Annotated in this window: 17 protein-coding genes; 15 read left to right on the top strand and 2 right to left on the bottom strand. The window is 45.5% G+C overall.

All coding sequences use genetic code 11. From position 1 onward, the window contains the following. The first annotated feature begins 12 nt into the window (after window positions 1–12). From EYS05_RS14905 to EYS05_RS17515, 6 genes are all read left to right on the top strand, one after another. On the top strand, window positions 13–1,062 hold the full coding sequence (locus EYS05_RS14905) for a DUF3048 domain-containing protein (RefSeq protein WP_227752257.1): 1,050 nt from the start codon (window positions 13–15) through the stop codon (window positions 1,060–1,062). Between the two features lie 34 nt (window positions 1,063–1,096). Further along, window positions 1,097–1,960, top strand: a complete 864-nt coding sequence (proB, locus tag EYS05_RS14910; RefSeq protein WP_044960851.1) for a glutamate 5-kinase — start codon at window positions 1,097–1,099, stop codon at window positions 1,958–1,960. 16 nt (window positions 1,961–1,976) lie between these two features. Then, window positions 1,977–2,198 carry a DUF896 domain-containing protein gene (locus EYS05_RS14915; protein ID WP_044960849.1) on the top strand — a complete coding sequence of 74 codons (222 nt, stop codon included), beginning with the start codon at window positions 1,977–1,979 and terminating at the stop codon, window positions 2,196–2,198. Beyond that, on the top strand, window positions 2,176–2,736 hold the full coding sequence (locus EYS05_RS14920) for a 5-formyltetrahydrofolate cyclo-ligase (RefSeq protein WP_138277478.1): 561 nt from the start codon (window positions 2,176–2,178) through the stop codon (window positions 2,734–2,736). The genes EYS05_RS14915 and EYS05_RS14920 overlap by 23 nt, the downstream gene beginning before the upstream one ends. Before the next feature lie 43 nt (window positions 2,737–2,779). Further along, on the top strand, window positions 2,780–4,030 hold the full coding sequence (locus EYS05_RS14925; RefSeq protein WP_021650533.1) for a glutamate-5-semialdehyde dehydrogenase: 1,251 nt from the start codon (window positions 2,780–2,782) through the stop codon (window positions 4,028–4,030). Window positions 4,031–4,141: 111 nt separating this feature from the next. Beyond that, a complete protein-coding gene (locus EYS05_RS17515; RefSeq protein ID WP_194149845.1) occupies window positions 4,142–7,213 on the top strand; it encodes a hypothetical protein in 3,072 nt (1,023 codons plus the stop codon). Window positions 7,214–7,304: 91 nt separating this feature from the next. Here the strand turns inward: EYS05_RS17515 and EYS05_RS14935 are convergent, their stop codons facing one another. Beyond that, window positions 7,305–8,036 (bottom strand): ABC transporter permease, encoded by a 732-nt coding sequence (locus tag EYS05_RS14935; protein ID WP_110102289.1) that lies wholly within the window; start codon window positions 8,034–8,036, stop codon window positions 7,305–7,307. A gap of 54 nt (window positions 8,037–8,090) precedes the next feature. Continuing rightward, window positions 8,091–8,933: an ABC transporter ATP-binding protein gene (locus tag EYS05_RS14940; RefSeq protein WP_021650530.1), complete on the bottom strand. Its 843-nt coding sequence runs from the start codon at window positions 8,931–8,933 to the stop codon at window positions 8,091–8,093. Between the two features lie 149 nt (window positions 8,934–9,082). On the opposite strand from EYS05_RS14940, the gene EYS05_RS14945 reads away from it, so the two are divergent. The 9 genes from EYS05_RS14945 to EYS05_RS14985 all read left to right on the top strand — a co-directional run bounded on the left by EYS05_RS14945 (window position 9,083) and on the right by EYS05_RS14985 (window position 20,747). Then, window positions 9,083–9,616 carry a hypothetical protein gene (locus EYS05_RS14945; RefSeq protein ID WP_243119134.1) on the top strand — a complete coding sequence of 178 codons (534 nt, stop codon included), beginning with the start codon at window positions 9,083–9,085 and terminating at the stop codon, window positions 9,614–9,616. 77 nt (window positions 9,617–9,693) lie between these two features. Further along, on the top strand, window positions 9,694–10,587 hold the full coding sequence (locus tag EYS05_RS14950) for a M14 family zinc carboxypeptidase (protein WP_138277479.1): 894 nt from the start codon (window positions 9,694–9,696) through the stop codon (window positions 10,585–10,587). Between the two features lie 483 nt (window positions 10,588–11,070). Next, complete coding sequence (locus tag EYS05_RS14955; protein WP_110102294.1) at window positions 11,071–11,550, top strand: signal peptidase I; 480 nt, start codon at window positions 11,071–11,073, stop codon at window positions 11,548–11,550. Between the two features lie 2 nt (window positions 11,551–11,552). Further along, window positions 11,553–12,200 carry a TasA family protein gene (locus EYS05_RS14960; RefSeq protein ID WP_110102296.1) on the top strand — a complete coding sequence of 216 codons (648 nt, stop codon included), beginning with the start codon at window positions 11,553–11,555 and terminating at the stop codon, window positions 12,198–12,200. Continuing rightward, window positions 12,197–12,781, top strand: a complete 585-nt coding sequence (locus tag EYS05_RS14965) for a hypothetical protein (RefSeq protein ID WP_138277480.1) — start codon at window positions 12,197–12,199, stop codon at window positions 12,779–12,781. The genes EYS05_RS14960 and EYS05_RS14965 overlap by 4 nt, the downstream gene beginning before the upstream one ends. Then, window positions 12,778–14,001, top strand: coding sequence for a hypothetical protein (locus tag EYS05_RS14970; RefSeq protein WP_138277481.1), 1,224 nt, complete (start codon window positions 12,778–12,780; stop codon window positions 13,999–14,001). The genes EYS05_RS14965 and EYS05_RS14970 overlap by 4 nt, the downstream gene beginning before the upstream one ends. Then, the gene (locus EYS05_RS14975; RefSeq protein WP_138277482.1) at window positions 13,998–17,270 is read left to right on the top strand and encodes a SpaA isopeptide-forming pilin-related protein; all 3,273 of its coding nucleotides are present in this window, start codon (window positions 13,998–14,000) and stop codon (window positions 17,268–17,270) included. The genes EYS05_RS14970 and EYS05_RS14975 overlap by 4 nt, the downstream gene beginning before the upstream one ends. Before the next feature lie 156 nt (window positions 17,271–17,426). Continuing rightward, complete coding sequence (locus EYS05_RS14980) at window positions 17,427–19,451, top strand: diguanylate cyclase domain-containing protein (protein WP_138277483.1); 2,025 nt, start codon at window positions 17,427–17,429, stop codon at window positions 19,449–19,451. A gap of 108 nt (window positions 19,452–19,559) precedes the next feature. After that, on the top strand, window positions 19,560–20,747 hold the full coding sequence (locus tag EYS05_RS14985) for a D-alanyl-D-alanine carboxypeptidase family protein (protein WP_138277484.1): 1,188 nt from the start codon (window positions 19,560–19,562) through the stop codon (window positions 20,745–20,747). Window positions 20,748–20,775: the final 28 nt, after the last annotated feature.

Here is a 20,775-nt window from a genome sequence, read left to right on the forward strand (position 1 = left end):
AGGAGGTAATATATGAGAATGAAAAAGACAGGTATACTGGCAGGTATCACAGCTGCATGCATCTGCATTGCCCAGACTGTTCCCGCTTTTGGAGCCGGGCAGGATCTGGTAGGTTTTGTCCCCAATGGGGAGAAACAGGAAGAAACCCAGGTAAAGAGTTATCTCACCGGCGAAAATGTTCCGGAGAGCATTGGACGTAGGAGACCGGTTGCCGTGATGATGGGCAACAACAGTGTCGGAGCTCCGCAGAGTGGTATCGGACATGCCGGTGTTGTCTACGAAGCGCCGGTGGAAGGTAATATTACCCGTCTTATGGGCATTCTCGAAGATTATGATGAGCTGGAACGGATCGGTTCCGTTCGCAGCTGCCGTGACTATTATCTCTTTTACGCCAACGAATTTAATGCGATCTATGCCCACTACGGACAGGCTGCCTATGCACTGCCTTATCTGGAGCAGCATGTGATCGATAACCTTAACGGGATCCAGATCGGCAAGCTTGCTTTTTTCCGTACAACAGACCGGAAGGCACCTCACAATGCCTATACAGATGCCAGCCACCTTCAGGCAGGCATAGATGCTATGGGATACAGCCAGGAATATAAAGAAGAATATACCGGACATTATCTTTTTGCAGAAGATGGTACAGAGACCGTACCGGATGGGATCACAGCCAGCCTTGTGAAGCTGGATAATTTTACTGATAATCATCCGTGGTATGAATACGATGAAGAGACAAAGGAATATAAGAGATTCCAGTTTGGCAGGGAACATGTGGATCAGCTGGATAATGAACAGCTTACCTGCGACAATATCATCCTTCAGTATTCATCCTGTCCGGCTTACGATGGAAACGGCTATCTGAATATTGATGCCATTTCCGGCGGAGAGGGCAAATTTATTACCAGAGGCAAAGCCATTGATATCCGCTGGGAGAAGGATTCTCCATGGGGGATCACGCATTATTACGACGGAAATGAACAGGAGATCCGCCTGAATCCGGGTACTACCTGGGTGGAGATCGTACAGAATGACAGGATCGATTCCGTCACTTATCAGTAAGACTAATATACAGGTATCAGGAGAAACCAAAAACATGAACGCAAATTACAGGGAACGACTGAAAGACAAGAAACGTATTGTTATCAAGATCGGATCATCATCACTGATCCACGCAGAAACAGGAAGACTGGATTTCCGTAAGCTGGAGATCCTGGCCAGAGAGCTCAGCGACCTTCATAACCAGGGGAAAGACGTAGTGCTGGTATCCTCCGGAGCCATTGCGGTAGGTGCAGCTGCACTGGGTATGAAGGGAAAGCCGGCAGAGCTTGAGAAAAAGCAGGCCTGTGCAGCTGTGGGACAGGCCAGGCTAATGACCATTTATCAGAAGCTTTTCGGGGAATACAATCAGATGGTGGCACAGATCCTGATGACCAAGAATACCATGGTCAACAATACCAACCGCAGGAATGCCCAGAATACCTTCCAGCAGCTTCTGGCAGAAAAGGTGATCCCCATTGTAAATGAGAACGACTCGGTATCCTCCTACGAATTCCAGAACCTGGTAAAATTCGGAGACAACGATACCCTTTCCTCCGTGGTTGCTGCACTGATCGATGCGGATCTTCTGATCCTCATGTCCGATATTGACGGTCTTTTTACAGACGATCCCAATTCCAATCCGGATGCACAGTTTATCGATATTGTAGAAAACATGGATGACAATATGCGTAAGCTTGGCAAATCCTCCACAGGAAGCAATGTGGGCACCGGCGGAATGGCGACCAAGCTTACCGCTGCGATCATCGCCACTGCGGCAGGGGCGGACATGGTCATTGCCAACGGAAATGACTTCCACAACATCCACAGGATCGTGGAAGGCAGGAGCTGCGGAACATTATTTGTAGGAAACAAGAAGGAAGAATTCTTCCTCATTGATTATATCGAAAAACTGCTTTAAGGAGAATAAGATTATGATGGATAATATCAAGATCGACAGGATCAACGCACTGGCGCATAAACAGAAAAGTGTAGGTCTTACCGAGGAAGAAAAGGTGGAACAGGCGAAGCTTCGGAGAGAATATCTGGATGCAGTGAAGGGGAATCTCCGTGCGCATCTGAATAACATCGATATCAAAGAAAAGGATGGCAGCATCACCAATCTTGGAGAAAAATATGGAAGAAAAAAAGGAAATTAGAAAAAAGATCTTCAAAGCCAGAAAAGAACATACCGATGCCTGGATCCGGGAAAACAGTCTCCGGATCACAGAGGCCCTGACAGAGCTTCCGGAATACCGGAATGCAGAACGGATCATGGCATACGCAGATTATAACCATGAAGTGATCACACGCTATATTATCGAACAGGCCTGGAAAGACGGTAAGGAAGTGGCAGTGCCAAAGGTTTTCGGGAAGGATATGGTATTTTACAGACTGACCGATTTCAGTCAGTTGGAATCCGGCTATTTCGGGATCCCGGAGCCAAAGGAAGACGGAGAAAAGGTCTCCTGGGAAGAAGCCATGATGGTCATGCCTGGGGTGGCTTTTGACGTGAACTGTAACCGGGTAGGCTATGGCGGCGGTTTTTATGACCGCTTTCTGGAAAAACATCCGGAGGTCTGCCGCGTTGCAGTAGGATTTTCCTTCCAGATCCTTCCGGAGGTTCCCACAGAGCCTACGGATATCTGTCCGCAGGTTATTGTGACGGAAGAGAATATATACCGCGATGCACAGTAAGATATTGCTGTAAAGACAGAAAGAAAGGCAGGAATATTTGAAAATGAATGAAATGCTTGAAAAATTGGGACAGAATGCGAAAGATGCGGAGACAGTCCTTCGAAATCTTTCCACAAATGACAAAAATAAAACCCTGGAAGCTGTGGCAAAGGCTCTTGTCGCTCATACCGATGAGATCCTGAAGGCCAATGCCCTGGATGTGGAAAACGGCAAAAAGAATCAGATGCCGGAAGGACTGATCGACCGTCTGATGCTGACACCGGAGAGGATCGAAGGAATGGCAGACGGACTTCGTCAGCTTACCGGTCTTGAAGATCCCATCGGGGAAGTTACCGGTATGAAAAAACGTCCCAACGGACTTCTGATCGGGCAGAAACGTGTTCCCTTAGGTGTGATCGGCATTATTTACGAAGCACGTCCCAATGTTACCTCAGATGCATTCGGTCTCTGCTTCAAAACCGGAAATGTCGTGATCCTGAAGGGTGGAAGCGACGCGATTCATTCCAATACTGCCATTGTCAACTGTATCCGTGAGGCATTAAAAGCCTGCAGCATTACCGAGGATGCTATCCAGCTGATCCAGGATACCTCCAGAGAAACGGCTGCGGAATTTATGAAGCTGAACCGGTATGTGGATGTACTGATCCCACGTGGCGGAAGAGGACTGATCAAAGCAGTGGTAAACCAGAGTACGATCCCTGTCATCGAGACCGGAACCGGAAACTGTCATATCTATGTGGACGAGACTGCAGATCTTCAGATGGCAGCGGATATTGTGATCAATGCAAAGACCCAGCGTGTGGGCGTATGCAATGCATGCGAATCCCTTCTTGTAAACCGCAAGGTGAAGGACGATTTCCTGCCGGTACTGGCCGGACGCCTTAAGGAAAAGCATGTGGAGGTCCGCGCAGATGAAGCGGCAAAGGCTCTGATGCCGGGAGCAGTTCCTGCAACAGAAGAGGACTGGGGAACTGAATATCTTGACTATATCCTTTCTGTAAAGGTAGTGGATTCCGTGGAGGAAGCCATTGCACATATCAATAAATATAATACAAAGCATTCGGAGGCTATCATTACCAATGATTATACCCATGCCCAGAAATTCCTGGATGAGGTAGATGCAGCAGCAGTTTATGTGAACGCTTCTACCAGATTCACCGATGGAAATGAGTTTGGATTCGGTGCGGAGATCGGGATCAGTACCCAGAAGCTCCATGCAAGAGGCCCAATGGGACTCCTTGCACTGACCACCACCAAGTATATCATTTATGGTAATGGACAGGTACGTCCGTAACACAATAAAGTAAAGCGGGTTTTTCGGTCCGCTTTACTTTTTTGAAGTGTTGTGCTATACTTTTTGGTAATTGGATTTAAAAAGACTAACTCATAACAGGAGGACTTATAAATGAAAAAAAAGCAGCTTTTTGCAGTCCTGCTTGCAGGTTCCATGACTGTTGGAATGGCACCTGCCGCAGCGTTTGCCGCTGAAGATACCGGAGCGGTAACAGAGGCAGAAGCACCGACTGCAGACGAGAATACAGAAACACCAGATGACGGAGCGGCTGTGGATGACCAGTCACAGAGTGAAGCCGACGCCCAGGCAGAGGCCGAAGCGCAGGCAGCGGCTCAGGCTCAGGCAGAGGCCGAAGCCCAGGCAGCAGCCCAGGTCCAGGCGGAAGCAGAGGCCCAGGCAGCAGCTCAGGCTCAGGCAGAAGCAGAGGCCCAGGCAGCAGCTCAGGCCCAGGCGGAAGAGGCGCAGCAGGAGCAGCAAACTACTGCGGCAGATGCAACTGTTACTACTGCGGAAGAACTACAGGCAGCGATTAATAATGCACCTGACTTTACAGGATCTATTGATGATAGTGATTTATATACATCTGCTTATAAGATTCTGATCAGTGCATCGTTTAATCTCACAGATACTATTACCGTTCCTGCCAAAAAGAATATTGCAATTTTTGGTGCAACAGATGCTACAACCGTAGTTGGACGTGGGAGTGTTGCAGGTGATATGTTCAAGGTGAGTGCAGGAAGTATTTTGTCCATGACACAGAATGAAGGTGACGGTTCCTCAGAAATCGGTAAACTTTCTGTTGAAGGTAATAAAAACGACGGAACCGCAGCAGATGGATCGATCGTTTCTGTAGAAGCTGGCGCTAAATTTGTGATGACGACAGGCGTTACTCTTTCTAAGAATGTCTCTACTGCAGTAGGTGCGGCAGTTAAAAACAGCGGTAAACTTGTGATTACAGGTGGCGAGATCAAAGATAATGTATCTACAGGTGGAGCTGTTTACAGCACAGGTACGATTTCCCTGGAACAAGGAACGAATGCTGCAGCAGACGAACCGAAGATTATCGAGAACTATACAAGCGGAGATAAGAGCGTAAAATCCAATATCGTATTAGGACAGCAGGATCAGAGTGCAGGAAGTATCATCATTGCCGGCGCATTTGAGAATCAGAATATTGGATATTCCGTAGAGAATCCGACAGTTGACTATACAGTTTTCCAGAAACCTGAATCTTTAGCTGCGGATGCATTTGCAAAAGCAGTTAATGCGATGAGCTATGAAGGCGACCAGAGTTATGGAATAAATACAGCTACAGGTCAGCTTGTTTCTAATAAACCAACGATTACTATTGATAGTGCTACAAGTGAAGAAGCAAATACTGTTTCTGTAACCTTCACATCTGATAAAGCAGGTACATATTTCTATAAATATGTTGCAAAAGGTGCGGAAGCTCCGACTATCGAGAAAGCTATAGAAGGTGGAACGGTTAAGGCAGGAGAAACCACTTCCCTGAAACTTACCAATGTCACAGACAAGACTATTGACCTTTATATATGGGTAAAAGAAAGTGAAAGTGGTAACAACATTGTTGGTGAAGGTGTAAAGAAGGAGATTGCAGTAACCCAGGCACAGAATCCAGACAATCCGAAACCGGCAGCACCAAAGGTTACTAAAATCAGCGCAAAGAGAAAAACTGCAACAACTGCAGAAGTAGTTCTTCAGTCCGATAAGAGTGGTACATGCTATTATAAATGGGTGGCAAAGGGAGCGGATAAACCTTCCATTAGCACAACTAAAGACAGCAATATTGAGATCACTGAAAACAAAGATTTTAAGATTGATCTGAAAAACCTGAAAGGTGATGCGATTGATCTCTATGTACAGGTAGTAGCGAAAGATGGATCAGAGTCAGCAGTAACAAAGATTGCAACTGTTACTTTGAAAGAAACAGCGAAAACACCTGCGAAGATTTCCAACGTAAGCTACAAATGGAAAGGTCATACATCTGCTACTGTAACTATGCGTTCTGATAAAGCTGGTGTGTACTATTATAAATGGGTAAATCGTGGTTCCAAAGCTCCGACAGTTGATAAAATGAGCAAGGGAAAAAATGTTTCTGCAAATAAGGATTTCACGATCAGTTTGAAAGATTTGGATGCAAACAATGCAATTGATGTTTATGTGAGCATCAAAGGAACTGATGGAACTGTAAGTACACCAAAGAAGATTGCATTGGATGAAGCTAAGCGTCCGGCAAATGTCAGATGGGTTGGATTTTCATGGATCAACCATACATCTGCGAATGTTACTCTTATTTCGAATAAGAGCGGTACCTGTTATTATAAATGGGTTTCTCGTAACAGTGATGGCACGTCTGCCACTCCGAAAGATCTTACATCTACCGGAAAACAGACAACGTTTACTGCTGATAAGAAATTTAATATCGGTCTTGAGGATTTAAACTCTGACAATCCAATTGATCTTTATATCCAGATCAAAGATAAGAATGGTGTTTTGACGAATCCATTGAAAATAGCATTTAAAGAAGATTCCAGACCGAAAGTTGCAGATCCAACTCCGACTAACACACCGAATGCATACATCCCGGATGTAAAAGAGAGCATAGTACAGGGACTGGACGAGGCAATTCAGTTCTATCCGAATCAGTTCTATGAATTTACTGTGATCGGTGCAGGAACAACCAACCAGGATCCAAATGAGGGTGATGTGAAGTGGGTTCCGGTTTACTGGAGTACAGCTGCAAACCCAACCCAAAGCCAGATGCATACAGCATGGAAGATTGGTTCCGCCAAGGGAATCAACAAAGACGCTACATACAACCTGTATGTATTCTTCCAGAAATACATCTACACCGGTGGTCAGTGGCAGCAGACAGATACTATTGAATCTGCGGTATATCAGTTTAAATCTGCAAAACTGACACCTACCGGAACTCCGGGAGCAGATGGTTCATATGGCGGCGGTCAGACAGGCTCTAATCCGGACGCAACAATAACAGGAGAGGCATCCGCAACATCCTCCAACGGAGGCAACGGAACCAGATCCAGAAACGCAGTATCAACAGCTGATAACTCACCGGTCGGAACCATGTCCGCACTGGCAGTGGCATCACTTCTTGCAGGTGGATATGTGATCGTGAGAAGAAGAAAAAAAGATATTTAAACGCACAATAGCCAAAGTAGCATAAGAAATAAAAAAATCACCGGTTTTCCGAAAGAACAGGAAAGCTGGTGATTTTATTATAAAGATAAATTTACAGATTCTTTTTCTTATAGATAAACCAGGAAGCTGCAATACTGAATGCAATAAGATAGACTGTCAGGATCAGGATACTGAGGTAATTGACTCCACCGCCGGAAGCAATGGTACGAATCAGATGACTGGTCTGTGACAATGGAAGAGCAGCTACAAAATTCCCAAGAAAGCCCGGGATCTTCTCTGTAGAGAAGAAGGTGTTGCACAAAAAAGCCATTGGCATAATGATATAGTTGGAAAAACGAGGTACATCCGCATGGTTCTTTGCAAGGAAAGAAACCACAACACCGATGGCAGAAAATACAGCACCGTTGAGGAACATCACCAGTAATGACCATCCGTTGAATACAAGACCGGTTCCGATCGGCATAGTCAGAAGAAGAATGATCCCTCCTGCATAAAGCCCACGGAGACTGCCTCCGATGATCTGTCCGGCAATAAACTGCCACAGAGGTGTCGGAGATATCATAACCTGGTCAAAGGCTTTCTCATAAAGACGCTGCACATTCAGATTCTGTGCGATGGCATTAAAGCTTCCGTTCATTGTAGTCAGTGAAACCACACCAGGGATCAGGAAATTCAGATAAGGCTCCCCATGTGAGGAGGTCTGGATCCCCATTCCAAAAACGATCAGATACATCAGTGGCGCGATCATAGCTGCCAGCGTGATCTTATAGAAATCCCTTCGGAACTCCACCCATTTTTCCCATAAAATAGTAAGTATTCCCATGATAATTCATCGTCCATTCTGTTAAATTATAAGATAACTGTGGCTGACGCCGGCTTATCGCTGCATCAGATGCCTGCCTGCGCGCTCCACAAAAACATCCTCCAGAGTTGTCTCCCGAAGGGTGCACTGTCCGTCCAGAGAGGACAGAAAAGAGATGGCCTCTTCCCGGCTGTGGAAGTAGTGGCTTTTTGCACCTTCCGGTGTTTCCTGATCTACGGTGTATTTGCCCAGGCCGTCGATCAGGCCCGATGGAGTATTAATCTCCTCCAGCTTTCCGTGATCCATAAGTGCTACCCGGTTGCAGAGAGACTGTGCCTCTTCCATATAGTGGGTTGTCAGAAGAATGGTCAGATTTTTTCCGTTCAGCTGACGGAGAAGATTCCACATCTGTCGTCTGGATAGCGCGTCCATGCCTGCAGTGGGCTCGTCCAGAAGAAGGATCTCCGGACTTGTGAGAAGTGCCCGGCATACCATAAGCTTTCGTTTCATACCACCGGAAAGCTTCCTTACAGTCCGCTTGCGGAAGGGAAGAAGTCCGCAGAAATCCAGAAGCTCTTCAGTTTTCCGTTTGATCTCTTTTCGTGGCATGAAATAAAGACGGCCCTGATATTCCATGATCTCGTCCATGTTCATATCCTGGCGCATGGAATATTCCTGCGTGATCACGCTGATCTTGCGCTTCAGATCCGGTCGGTTGCGTCCAAGTGTCTGCCCGTCAATGAGGATTTCGCCCTCTGTGGGCAGGAGCAGAGTGGAAAGCAGACTGATCGTGGTAGTCTTTCCGGCACCGTTGGGCCCCAGCAGACCAAAAAATTCGCCGGTTTCTATGCGAAGATCCAGAGAATCCACAGCCGTAAAACTGTCGAATTTTTTTGTGAGATTTTTTGTTTCGATCATCTCTGTTCATTTCCTTTCGTTTGTATGCAAATTTCACTCTATTATACTGGAAAAGAAGAGACATTTCAACAACTCTGAGATGTTCTTTACAGAAAAGGAGCGTTGTGCTATAGTGATACGAAGGAAAAACAGAAAACGGAGAGAAAACCATGAAACACAAGATGAGAACAATAATGCTGCTTCTTCTGGCTATGCTGCTGCTATGCCCTATACAGGTTCTGGCTGCAGATGGAGAGAACGCAGTGAAAACAGATCTGGAGGACGGAGAATATTCCATACAGGTGGAACTGGAAGGCGGAAGCGGAAAGGCCAGCGTTTCTTCCCCCGCACTGATGCTGGTAAAAGAGGGGAAGATGTATGCACGGCTCCAGTGGAGCAGCTCCAACTATGATTACATGATCGTAGATGGGGAAAAATATCTCAATGAGAGTGAGGAAGGCAGAAATTCTGTTTTTACTGTCCCGGTAACTGCCCTGGATGATAAGATGGAAGTGATCGCAGATACACTGGCCATGGGTGCCCCTCATGAGATCGATTATACACTGACCTTTTATGAGGCTTCTATTGGCTCCAAGGGCCAGCTTCCTCAGGAGGCAGCGAAAAGAGTGGTTGCAGTTGCGCTGGTGATCATCATCGGAGGCGGTATCCTGAATTATTTTGTAAACAAAAGGAATCGGTGTTAAACCGGTTCTTTTTTTATGCCCTTTCGCATAATATACATAATAACGAACATGTATAAAGACGGAAGGAAGGGAACATCATGGATACAGTACAGGATAAAACCTACGAAGCAATTTATTATTCACTGTGGGAGGCTGCCAGGCGTTACAGCGGCTTTACGCAGTTTCGGGTGATCGGAAAAAGCCACGATGACCGGATGATCCCTATGCTGGAGATCGGACATGGAGATGCCTGTATTTTCTGTGTGGCCGGCTTTTCCGGAACGGATGGACAGATGACGGACAGGCTTACCAGGATGGCACTGGAGCTTTGCAGGATATATGAATGCAACTGGACCGTGGACGAGCTTTATGAGGTAAAAAAGCTCCTGGATCAGACCAGGCTTTGTATCATACCGGTGGTCAATCCGGATGGATATGAGATCTGCCGGAAGGGCTACAATACTGTGCGAAATCCCATTTTCCGTCAGATGCTGAAAATGCAGGATGTTCCCTGTGATGAATTCGAGGGGAATGCAAGAGGAATGGATACTGCACGGAATTTTCCCACCACCTTCTGCAGCAGAAAAAAGATCCATCAGCAGCCTGCCAGTGAAAATGAGACACGGGCGCTGATCCGGATCTTTCAGGAATACGGAGGACGTGGCCTGCTGGTTTTCTGTGGATATGGGAAAAAGGTGGTTTATTACCGGCGGGATCAGAATTTTTCCACTGGTCAGAGATGCTACCGTCTTGCACGTCACTTAAAAAAATGTACCAGGGGAAAGCTGGAGCAGCTGGCAATAGAACGAGAAGTGCAGAACGGGCGAAGGAGCACAGGCAGGCCGGAACAGTATTACGGAGAAATGATCCGTCAGCCGGCTTTCCGGATCGAATTGCCGGTAAATTCCGGAAATAAAGAAGAGGAAGAACGGGAAATCTGTGATCTGCTGCTCCTTCCATTGGAATATATTTACTCTCTGGTACAGCTGTAAAAAAATCTGGCGTTGTGCGGATGCAGGGTCTGTCAGCTTATGAAAAATAGGGTGGCAGACATACCCGCTGAGAAACCAGTGTCGAATCCTGTCGGACGAATTTGATTGACTTCCGGGGCTGCGAACCCTATAATAACATCATCTGAAACAAATCTTTTTTAACAAATGTTGCAGGAATTCTTCCATCTCTGTATGTGATGAGAGGAACTGTACATCTGAGCATATCTGCTCGAATAATTTCCATTCAGTATTTTTGCTGTATTATCATTTTGATCATGCTTGTCCCCACTTCAAGATCTGCGAGTTTAAGTGATGGGAGCATGTTGCGAACTGCCATATTAACTGCTATACAGGGAGGACTTTTTTATGGCTCAATTTATGTGGAGCAGGTCTCCGCCGGAATTTTTCTGATGTCCGAACACTGTTTCTTTCCCTGCAGAGGGAAGTGATCATCAAATATCGTATATAGAACAGAATACAGGAATGAAAATATTTTTTCGATGTATCGGCAACACGGTTCTTGGGCTGATGCTGGTGACAGCATTGGTACTTTTAATTCCCGGACTTTTCGGGATCCGGCCCTATGTGGTCTATTCCGGTTCCATGGAACCTGAGATTCCAACCGGAGCTGTGGTTTTTACAAAGGAAGGAGAGTTTTCTCCGAAAAAGGGAGATATCATTACTTTTCATAACGGAGATACCGTTGTCACCCACAGAGTGGTAAAAAAAGAAAAGGATATCTTTATCACAAAAGGTGACGCCAACAAGACAGAAGATCCTGTTCCCGCAGAGGCGTCACAGATCATCGGGCGGGTAGTCTTTCACCTGCCTTATCTGGGCTACGTGATCCATTTTCTGAAAGCCCGGATCCCTTTTGCCGCAGTTTGCATTGCGGCATGTCTGTCAGTACTCTTTGATCTGGCATATACCCCAAAAAAGAAAAAAATACAGGGAGGAATTTAATCATGATGAAAAACAGAAAACTGGTAAAAGGAATCGCACTTGCTGCTGTGATCACTGCACTGGCAGCCGGAGGAACAGCGGCATATCTTACGGATTTTGAAACGGCAACCAACAGCTTTACCGTAGGAAAAGTGGATATCGACCTGGATGAGCCTAACTGGAAACCGGAGGACAATACAGATCTGGTTCCTACTCAGGTGATCCGGAAGGACCCCTATGTATCAAATAAAGGAGTAAATGAAGCATTTGTATATCTGGAAGTTTCTGTTCCGGTCCGAAATGTGATCACGGCAGCCAAGGATGGCACCAGGAATGCGCTTGCAAAAACAGAGCTGTTCAGCTTCACCAAAAACAAGGACTGGACACAGCTGGAGCGGACCGAAGTGGGGCAGAATATGGTCTATACCTATGCATATAATCACATCCTGAAGCCGGGAACAAAGACAACAACTCTTTTTGATACAGTAACCTTTGCCAATATCATCGAAGGTCAGCTGGATACACAGCAGATCGATATGCCGGTACGGGCTTATGCGATCCAGGCTACCAATACCGGTGATGACAAGACTACGGTTCTGGAGCAGGCAACTGCTGCTTACCAGAAATATGTAAATCAGAATAAAGGACAGGCCGGTGGTGTCACGAAATGAATAGATTAAAAAGACCCGCTTTTTTTCTCCTGACAACAGGGCTCCTGTGTGCAGCAGGGACTGCGGCGTATTTTTCAGATTTCGAAAAAAAGATAAATTCTGCTGCTGTGGGGTATGTGACAACGGAGATCGAGGAGGATTTTCCGGATCCTACACCTACGCCTATGGAGAATGGTCCGTCCTACAGAAAAGAGATCCGGATCGGGAATTTTTCCGGCAGTGTGAAAGGGTTCCAGGCAGACTGCTATGTGAGGATGTCCCTTTCCTACTCCAATGACGATATCGGCAGAGGCGTAAAATTAACAGGTCTGGATACGGCAAACTGGGTGTATAACAGTCAGGACGGCTATTATTACTACCGCAAAAAGATATCCGAGGGAGAAAAAACAGCTCCTCTGTGTACCGGATTTCAGATTGATCCCCAGAAGATCGATGATACTTACAGGGACAGCATTAAAGATTTTGAGATCAATGTTTATGAGGAAGCTGTACAGGCAGAAGGATTTTCAGATTATGAAAGTGCGTGGAGGTATTTTTCATATCCGGTTTCTGCTCAGGCAGAAAGGAGGGGAAATGCTTGAAGAAACACCTTAAAGTCCTGCTGGCAGGTGCTGTTATAGCAGGCAGTATCCTGGCGTGCACGGCTGCTTATGCCAGATTTTCAGATTCCGTGACAGTGACCAATCACATAGCAGTGGGAGATATCAATATTTCTCTCAGGGAACTGGAAAAAAAGGACGGCAGAGAAATGAAATATCAGGATCGCCGGATCGTTCTTCCGGGAGATGAGATATCCAAGATCCCCAGGATCACCAATCATTCAGAGCCATGCTGGGTAAGGGTGAAGATCTCTTATACAGATGATCTGGAAGGTTTGGATGGTCTGGATGACAGGAATCTTACAGGAATGTCACCGAGATGGATCCGGAAGGGAGAGTATTTTTATTATACCAGGAAGCTGGAACAGGGAGACAGCGTGGATATTTTTACCGGTGTGACTGTACCATCCCAATGGGATGAATCCTACCAGGATAAGAAGCTGGGGATCACCATCGTGGCAGATGCTGTCCAGGCGGCAAATTTTGCACCGGATTTCCGTGCCATGTCACCCTGGGGAAATCAGAAGATCTTAAGATGTATCCACGATACCGATGGTCTTGTGGTTCAGAAAAAAAGTCCGGTGGATCTGAAGGTGAAGTTTGAAGGAAACGCGCACAAACTGATCGCAGCTCCGGAAGACTTTTTTTCCGGATTTTCAACGGCAATGCCGGGAGATGTTTTTCATGATTCTGTAGAGATCAGTAACACAACGGAGCATGCTGCAGAGATATTCTTCCGCACATCACCGGAATGTAAATCGGTAAAGGATCAGGAATTTCTGAAAAAGCTGAAGCTGGTGATCACCATGAATCATAAAAAGCTGTATTCCGGGGATCTTTTGGCTGTGTCTCTCAATAAAGCCGTGTCCCTGGGGGAATTTTCCAGTGGAGAAAAAGGAAACATGAGATTTGAAGTTACGGTTCCGGCAGAGCTGGATAATTTATATGCTCTTCGGGCAGCAGACGTGAAATGGATCTTTTCTGTGGAGGAGGATCAGGAGACGTTGGAAACCAGTTCCGTCCCACGCCGGAATGACAGGAAAGAAGCCACAGAAAGAGCTTCCGGAAATAACAGTTCTTCGGTAAGGACAACACCAGTGAAGACCGGAGATGAATCTCCTGTGCTCCTGTTTGCACTGATGGCTGGTATGGCGTTGCTTACCTGCAGTCTGACGCTATGGAAAGGAGGACGAAAAAATTGAAAAGAAGAATGATCGGTGCATGGATGGCATTGATGATCACAGCTTCTTCTCTTGTGGTTTCGGCCAGTCCTGCAGCAGATATGAGTTCGGTATCAGCAGATCCGCAGCAGGAACAGGCAGAACCGGAGAAAGAAGAGGAGGCCCCGGATATTCCGGCGACGTCTCAGCCTGGGGAGGCCGAGATGCTGGTTCCGACAGCCTTGCCTGAACAGGAAACGGTGGAGGAAGCTTTTGAAGAAGGTGAAGATAATGCTGAAAATACTGACAGTGATGAGCTGACCGAACCGGAAGTTGCTTCAGAAGAAGGAGAAAATATAGCTCTGACAGAAACACCGGAGCAGGCGGAAGATCCGGGATTTATCGTTTTTACGGAAGAAAATGCAGAAATCCTCACAGCGGAAAGCGAAGAGGATCAAAAACTGATCCAGGAGATTGAAAACGGAGAGATCATTGCCCTTTCTGCAGCACTTCCGGGGAAGATCCTGGAAGCAGGCAGTGCGGAAGTGATTTCAGAGGGAGAGGATTCCCTTGCAGTTACAGCACTTTCCCCGTCCCAGTATTATCTGGACAGCTGGACCAGGGTTTACTGCGATGAGATCTGGACAGCTGCCAATGATTTTCTTGGTCCCGGAAATAAAACCCGTATGGGATGTACGTATCGTTCTGTACATTATATCGATGATACAGGAGAGGAGAAGGTTTCACCTCTGTATTGCCTGAAAGCGACCCAGGATGGGCTGGACAGTATGACACTGAAGAATGAGGCAGTAAAAGCACTGACTAATTCTGTGATCCAAAAGCTTTTGTACTTTGGTTACGGAGGACCGGGGGATCTGGGGACCGGATATGACCCCTCCTGCAGTCACATAGACTGGTCAAAATGGCAGAACCGTTATGTATTCACGCATATTGCATTGTCAAAGGTATACTTTAATGACTGTGGATATGCCACAGCAGCAGAAGTAGAACATACAGGGATAAACCGCCTGATCGATAAGATCCAAACATTGACGATCCCTGCAAGAAACAAGGCAGCCGTTTATGTTTCCGAAGATGGTTCCTGGTCGGCAGCATCCGGAAAGACGATCCCCTTAAGTGTATTCCGAAGCAGACCAGCAGGTTTTCCCTTTGTTCCGGACAGTATGAAGGACGGATTTCAGATGAGTACTCTTATGAAAGTGACAGACGGAGCAAAAGCAGGAAATGGGATCACCATTACCAGAGGAGCTGCAGAAAAATGGCAGCTTGCCTACTGGACAAGTGCAGCGGAGTATAATTCTCACAAATCCAATCCCAAAATGATGTCGGGAACAAGCCTGAACCTGAAGGATGGAGCATACTTTTTTCTGATCTTTCCGTTAAATGCATCTGCTACAAAGAAGTTTTCCTGCAAAATGCTGCTTCAGCCGGTTTCCTATATCTTGGTTGACGGAAGTGCACAGGCAGGAAAAGATGGAGTACAGGATTTTGGCGCTTACGTATATCAGGGAACAAGAGGAAGCCTTTCGTTTTCAGTAAAGCCATCGGTTTACGGCAATGCAAAGCTGGTCAAGAAGGAACCCAACACGGGAAAACTGATCCAGGGAGCGCAGTACGGACTGTTTGCAGCAGAAGCTCTGACCTCCGGATACCGGACTATGTACAGTAAGGATCAGAAGGTTTCATCCGGAACAACAAACGCCAGTGGAGAGATCCTTTTTTCAAAGCTGCTTCCCGGAAAATATTATGTGAAGGAAACTAAAACCGCTGCCGGATACAAGCTGAACACCGTTATCAAAAATCTTACAGTAACCGGTGGAAAGACAACAACCGTCAACGTAACGGATATCATGGATATCAGTGGAACAGTATCCATCAGAAAGAAAGATGGAAATACCGGTGATCCACTGGCAGGAGCTGAATTTACCCTGTATCAGTGGAGTAAAAAAAGCAAAAGCTATGTAACCTTAAAAAAACTGACTTATGATGGACAGAAACGTATCTATAACTCCGAGAAATTTAATTATACCGAAGACAATCAGGGAAAATTCCGTGTACGGGAGACAAAAGCTCCACCCAATTACACCGGAAACTGGCAGAAAAATTTTACGTTGGAAAAGCCGGGAGAAAAGCAGGAATTTCTGTTTGAAGCAGTGAACTATCAGAACGAAAAACGAAGGATAGAGGTTCGTAAGATCGATGCGAAGACCGGTGAGGTCCTGAAGGGTGCGGAGTTTACACTTTATGAATACAGCGCAGCCAAAAAAGCCTATAAAGAAAAAGGAACACTCCTGAATTATGATAGCTCAAGTGAGCTTTATGTAAGCGGTGAACTTTTAAAGACCTCGGATAATGAGGGAAAATATAAGATCATGGAAACAAAGACTCCGCCCGGATATACAGGAAGCTGGGAAGAAGAAGTAAATATCACAGACAAGGATGCCCGCCTTTCCTTTGAAGTTGTCAATGAAAAGGAAAAGGAATATACAGGAGTGATCCGACTGAGAAAAACAGACATTTATACCGGGGAAGTTCTGGAAGATGCTGAATTTACTGTGCTTCAGTGGAACAGAGAGAACCAGACTTACCAGGATGACCTGGGCGGGCAGAGTATCCTGAAGTTTGACGTAGAAACCGGATGGTACTCTACTGAAGAGCTGGTGCTTACAGATGCCAATCAGGGAAGGTTCAAAGTAGTGGAAACAAAAAATCCGGAGAACTATACAGGCAAATATGAAAAGGAGGTAATCTTCCAGAAAAAAGCAAATACAGATACGGATACTGTGGATCTGAAAGCAGAGAATACTCCGGTAACACTTCCGCTGGGAAATATCACCATCGTAAAAAAGATCAAAGAGGAGGATATTACCTGGGCTCATGGAAATCCAACCTTTTCCTTTGTGGCAGAAGGTACGGATCTATCCGGAAATCCTCACAGATATGAGGATTATGTGACCTTTACCAGAGGAAGCTATGAAACTGATAAAAATGGATATGCAACATTATCGGTCACTCTCAGGAATATCCCGCTGGGGCAGTATACGGTCTGGGAAAAACCGGTACTACGCTATTATCTGAAAGAGGTATGGGCAAATACAGAGAATGTCCGCATCATAAAAGGCGCTGCACCTGCATATGGTACAGATCCCCGGAAGATTGCTTCCGGTACGGCTGCTCTGACAATGCAAAACAAAAATGCATCGCTGACTTTTGTAAATGAGAAATCCAGATATGATCGATATTCCCATAATGACAGCATAAAAAATACCATACCCGTATCATTTTCCTGAAAAATGCAGAGGGGCAGGAGTAATCCTGCCCTCAGCTGCGTATTTTATATAGTAAAAAACAAACTGTAAAAAGAAATAAAAAAACTACATATATACCCAAAGATATGGTATACTTTTTTACAAATACTGTGAACTCAAGAACTCTCTGGGAGGTCGATGATGAAAACAGACGAAAAAAATCCCGTTTTTGATATTCGGGATACATTGGAAAAATACGCTTGCATTTATCGAAATACTACACTGAAGATTTTTCAGTACTGTCAGGAGACGGACACATATGAACGTCTGGATGAATACCTGAGACCTGTAAAAAATATTACGGATTTTAAGAACAGTGGACAGAAATACAGCAATGTTTATAAAGACGACTGGAAGTTTCTGACGGATTTTCTGACATCCCGGGAAGGCGGGACGATAGAAGTTCGGTGTATCAATAAAGACGGTAATGCGGGTCTTATGACAGTACGGGGATTTATAGCACAGGACAAAAATACTGGATATCATTATTTTATAGGAAGCTCCAGAGATATCACCAGGGAGAAGCTACAGGAAGAATTTCTTGAGGAACGTGCCCAAAAAGATCCTCTGACCGGACTGTATAACCGCTTTTTCGGAAAAGAACTGATCGATGAATACCTTGCATCCAGAAATCCCTATGCAGGATGCGGGATGATGGTGCTTGATGTGGATTATTTTAAAAATGTAAATGATACTTACGGACATATGTTCGGTGATGAAGTCCTGAAACGTTTTGCAGAGCTGTTTGTGGCTTTGTTCGACATCAATGATGTGATCATGCGTCTGGGTGGCGATGAATTTGTGATCTTTTTGAAGGACATCGGACATGCCACTATCATGAAAAAGGCAGGAAAGCTGATCCGGGAAGTGCAGAAACTCAAATTTCCCGGAACCACATATCTGGCAACTTGCAGTGTAGGGATCTGCTTTCTTCCGGAAAATGTTTCCGGATATACATATCAGCAGCTCTTTGAAAATGCAGACTGGGCACTTTACCAGGCAAAGAAAAATGGAAAAAACCGCTATGCTTTCTGTGATAATCTGAGACATTTTGAGGATAAGACAGAGAAAAAGCAGGAATTATATGAGGGTGTTGAGATAGATGCCAGATATCTTCATAATGATATTGTTTCTACTGCATTTGAAATATTTGAAAAAATGAGCAGCTTTCAGACTGCTATTGAACTTCTGATGAAAGTGATCGGTCTGAAATTCCGACTTAACCGGATCACAATCCTGCGTACTGAAGTGGCAGAGCAGAAAACAGACCGGATTTTTCAATGGGTTTCGGAAGAGGACTACAGACTTTTGATAGATGAGATCCATTTTTTAAAAAGTGATTTTATCACATTATTTCGCCATAACGATGAATATGGTACTGTGGTCCTTCAGGAGAGCGATCTGGCTGATTATTCGGAACAGGGAAGAAAGAATGTGTTACAAGGTGGAGCAAAAACCGTAGTCTGTGCTGCCATGTACTGTGAAGGAAGCTATACAGGAACTATTGTATATGTGACCTGCCGGGAAAAAAGACTCTGGTCCAGAGAAGACCGTAAACTGCTGGGAGAAGTTACCAAGATCATTTCCGCGCATTATGCCAAGAACCAGGCATTTAACAGTGTTTATCGTGGCATTGCTGCAGAATCCGGATGGGATCAGCTTACCGGATTGTCTTCTTTTTCAAGATTTCGAGAAGATGTGGAGAAAATGCTGATCGGAGGTTACGGTCCGGGACATGCAGTGATATATACCGATTTTGAAAAATTTAAACGTATCAATGCAAAATACGGATACCGTGTGGGAGATCAGATCCTGCGGCAGTTTTCCGAGTATGTGATAAGCGTTCTAAAAACAGATATGGATACATATTTTACCAGGGCGATCTCTGATCATTTTATCCTCTTCACTCCCTATGATATGGATGGTGATCCGGAAACATTTGCTTTAAAGATTAATCAGGAATTCTTACGGCAGATGAAAGAGAAATACCCGGATATGAAGCTCTGTGTCCGCACGGGGATCTATCTGATCACCAAAGAATGTGCCAATGCATCTGAGGCAATCGATGCAGCGAATTATGCAAGAAAATATGCTGCTGAAAACTGCGAAACAGGTGTTAAGCTGTATGACGAAGAACTGAAAAAGCAAAGCGATGCAGAGTGAAAGATACAGGAATACGGACCGGAATCCATGATTTTTCAGAATTTCAGGAATAATCTTTCAGGAAAGCTTTTACAATAGAACAGAGATGTTTGCGGCAGGAGTGAGCTTATGAACAGAAGTGTTCCGGAAAGCCTTTTAATCGGTATCTTAGTCTTATGCCTGGCTCTGACACCTGTTGGTGTCAGGGGAGAAACTGAGGATAGCAGAAAAGCACAGCAGCTGATCGAAGCGCCGGGTGCAGTCCTTATGGAAAAAGAAACCGGTACAGTGATCTATTCCAGGGATCCTGACACCCGAAGAAGCCCGGCCAGTATTACAAAGATCATGACGCTGATCCTGATCTTTGATGCTATCCGTGAGGGAACACTGCATTTGGAGGATACCATTACCACCAGTGCCTATGCCAGATCCATGGGAGGGTCGCAGGTATTTCTGGAAGAGGGAGAGACACAGAATGCGGAAACCATGATCAAATGTATTGTGATCGCTTCCGGAAATGACGCCAGTGTAGCCATGGCAGAGCATGTTGCGGGAACAGAACAGGCCTTTGTGGAGAGGATGAACGAGCGGGCGAATGATCTTGGAATGAAAAATACTCATTTTGTGGATTGCTGTGGGCTGACGGAATCACAGGAGCATTATACAACGCCCTATGACATAGCACTTATGAGCAGGGAGCTCATAAGCAGATATCCGGAAGTTCTTACATATTCATCTGTCTGGATGGAGGATATCACACACGTTACCAGAAAAGGTTCCTCAAAATTCACACTGACCAACACCAATAAACTGCTGCGCAGCTATGAGGGGTGTATGGGACTTAAAACAGGCAGCACCAGTATTGCAAAATACTGTCTCAGTGCTGTGGCAGAACGAAACGGGATCACATTGATCGCCTCCGTGATGGCCGCACCGGACCCGAAAACAAGATTCCGGGATGCAGCAGCTCTTTTAAATTACGGCTTTTCTAAGTGCACATTGTATCTGGATGATGCTCTGGAGCCACTGAAACCTATGAAGCTCCGCAAAGGAGTCAAAGCGCAGGTTCCGCTTGTATATAGAGGGAAATTCCGATATATCAGCACAGATGGCACGAAACCTGACAATGTTAAGAAAAAATTGATCCTTCCCAAAGAACAAAGTGCGCCGGTGAAAAAAGGACAGAAAGCAGGGGCACAGGAATACTATCAGGATGGGAAAAAGATCGGCAGTCTGGATATCCTGTACGGGGAAACAATAAAAAAGGCCGGATACCATGACTGGCTGGAAAGAACCTGTCAGGCATTTCTTTTGTGATGCCTGCAACATATTTTGACAAAAAGGG

The sequence above is a fragment of the Blautia sp. SC05B48 genome (assembly GCF_005848555.1).
GTDB lineage: Bacteria > Bacillota > Clostridia > Lachnospirales > Lachnospiraceae > Blautia_A.

Excerpts from the sequence above, each read along its gene's own strand:
- EYS05_RS14960 (WP_110102296.1), top strand. The coding sequence starts at position 11,553 with ATGATGAAAAACAGAAAACTGGTAAAAGGAATCGCACTTGCTGCTGTG.
- EYS05_RS14915 (WP_044960849.1), top strand. The coding sequence starts at position 1,977 with ATGGATAATATCAAGATCGACAGGATCAACGCACTGGCGCATAAACAG.
- EYS05_RS14925 (WP_021650533.1), top strand. The coding sequence starts at position 2,780 with ATGAATGAAATGCTTGAAAAATTGGGACAGAATGCGAAAGATGCGGAG.
- EYS05_RS14945 (WP_243119134.1), top strand. The coding sequence starts at position 9,083 with ATGAAACACAAGATGAGAACAATAATGCTGCTTCTTCTGGCTATGCTG.
- EYS05_RS14985 (WP_138277484.1), top strand. The coding sequence starts at position 19,560 with ATGAACAGAAGTGTTCCGGAAAGCCTTTTAATCGGTATCTTAGTCTTA.
- EYS05_RS14920 (WP_138277478.1), top strand. The coding sequence starts at position 2,176 with ATGGAAGAAAAAAAGGAAATTAGAAAAAAGATCTTCAAAGCCAGAAAA.
- EYS05_RS14935 (WP_110102289.1), bottom strand. The coding sequence starts at position 8,036 with ATGGGAATACTTACTATTTTATGGGAAAAATGGGTGGAGTTCCGAAGG.
- EYS05_RS14940 (WP_021650530.1), bottom strand. The coding sequence starts at position 8,933 with ATGATCGAAACAAAAAATCTCACAAAAAAATTCGACAGTTTTACGGCT.
- EYS05_RS14980 (WP_138277483.1), top strand. The coding sequence starts at position 17,427 with ATGATGAAAACAGACGAAAAAAATCCCGTTTTTGATATTCGGGATACA.
- EYS05_RS14950 (WP_138277479.1), top strand. The coding sequence starts at position 9,694 with ATGGATACAGTACAGGATAAAACCTACGAAGCAATTTATTATTCACTG.
- EYS05_RS14965 (WP_138277480.1), top strand. The coding sequence starts at position 12,197 with ATGAATAGATTAAAAAGACCCGCTTTTTTTCTCCTGACAACAGGGCTC.
- EYS05_RS14905 (WP_227752257.1), top strand. The coding sequence starts at position 13 with ATGAGAATGAAAAAGACAGGTATACTGGCAGGTATCACAGCTGCATGC.
- proB (WP_044960851.1), top strand. The coding sequence starts at position 1,097 with ATGAACGCAAATTACAGGGAACGACTGAAAGACAAGAAACGTATTGTT.
- EYS05_RS14955 (WP_110102294.1), top strand. The coding sequence starts at position 11,071 with ATGAAAATATTTTTTCGATGTATCGGCAACACGGTTCTTGGGCTGATG.
- EYS05_RS17515 (WP_194149845.1), top strand. The coding sequence starts at position 4,142 with ATGAAAAAAAAGCAGCTTTTTGCAGTCCTGCTTGCAGGTTCCATGACT.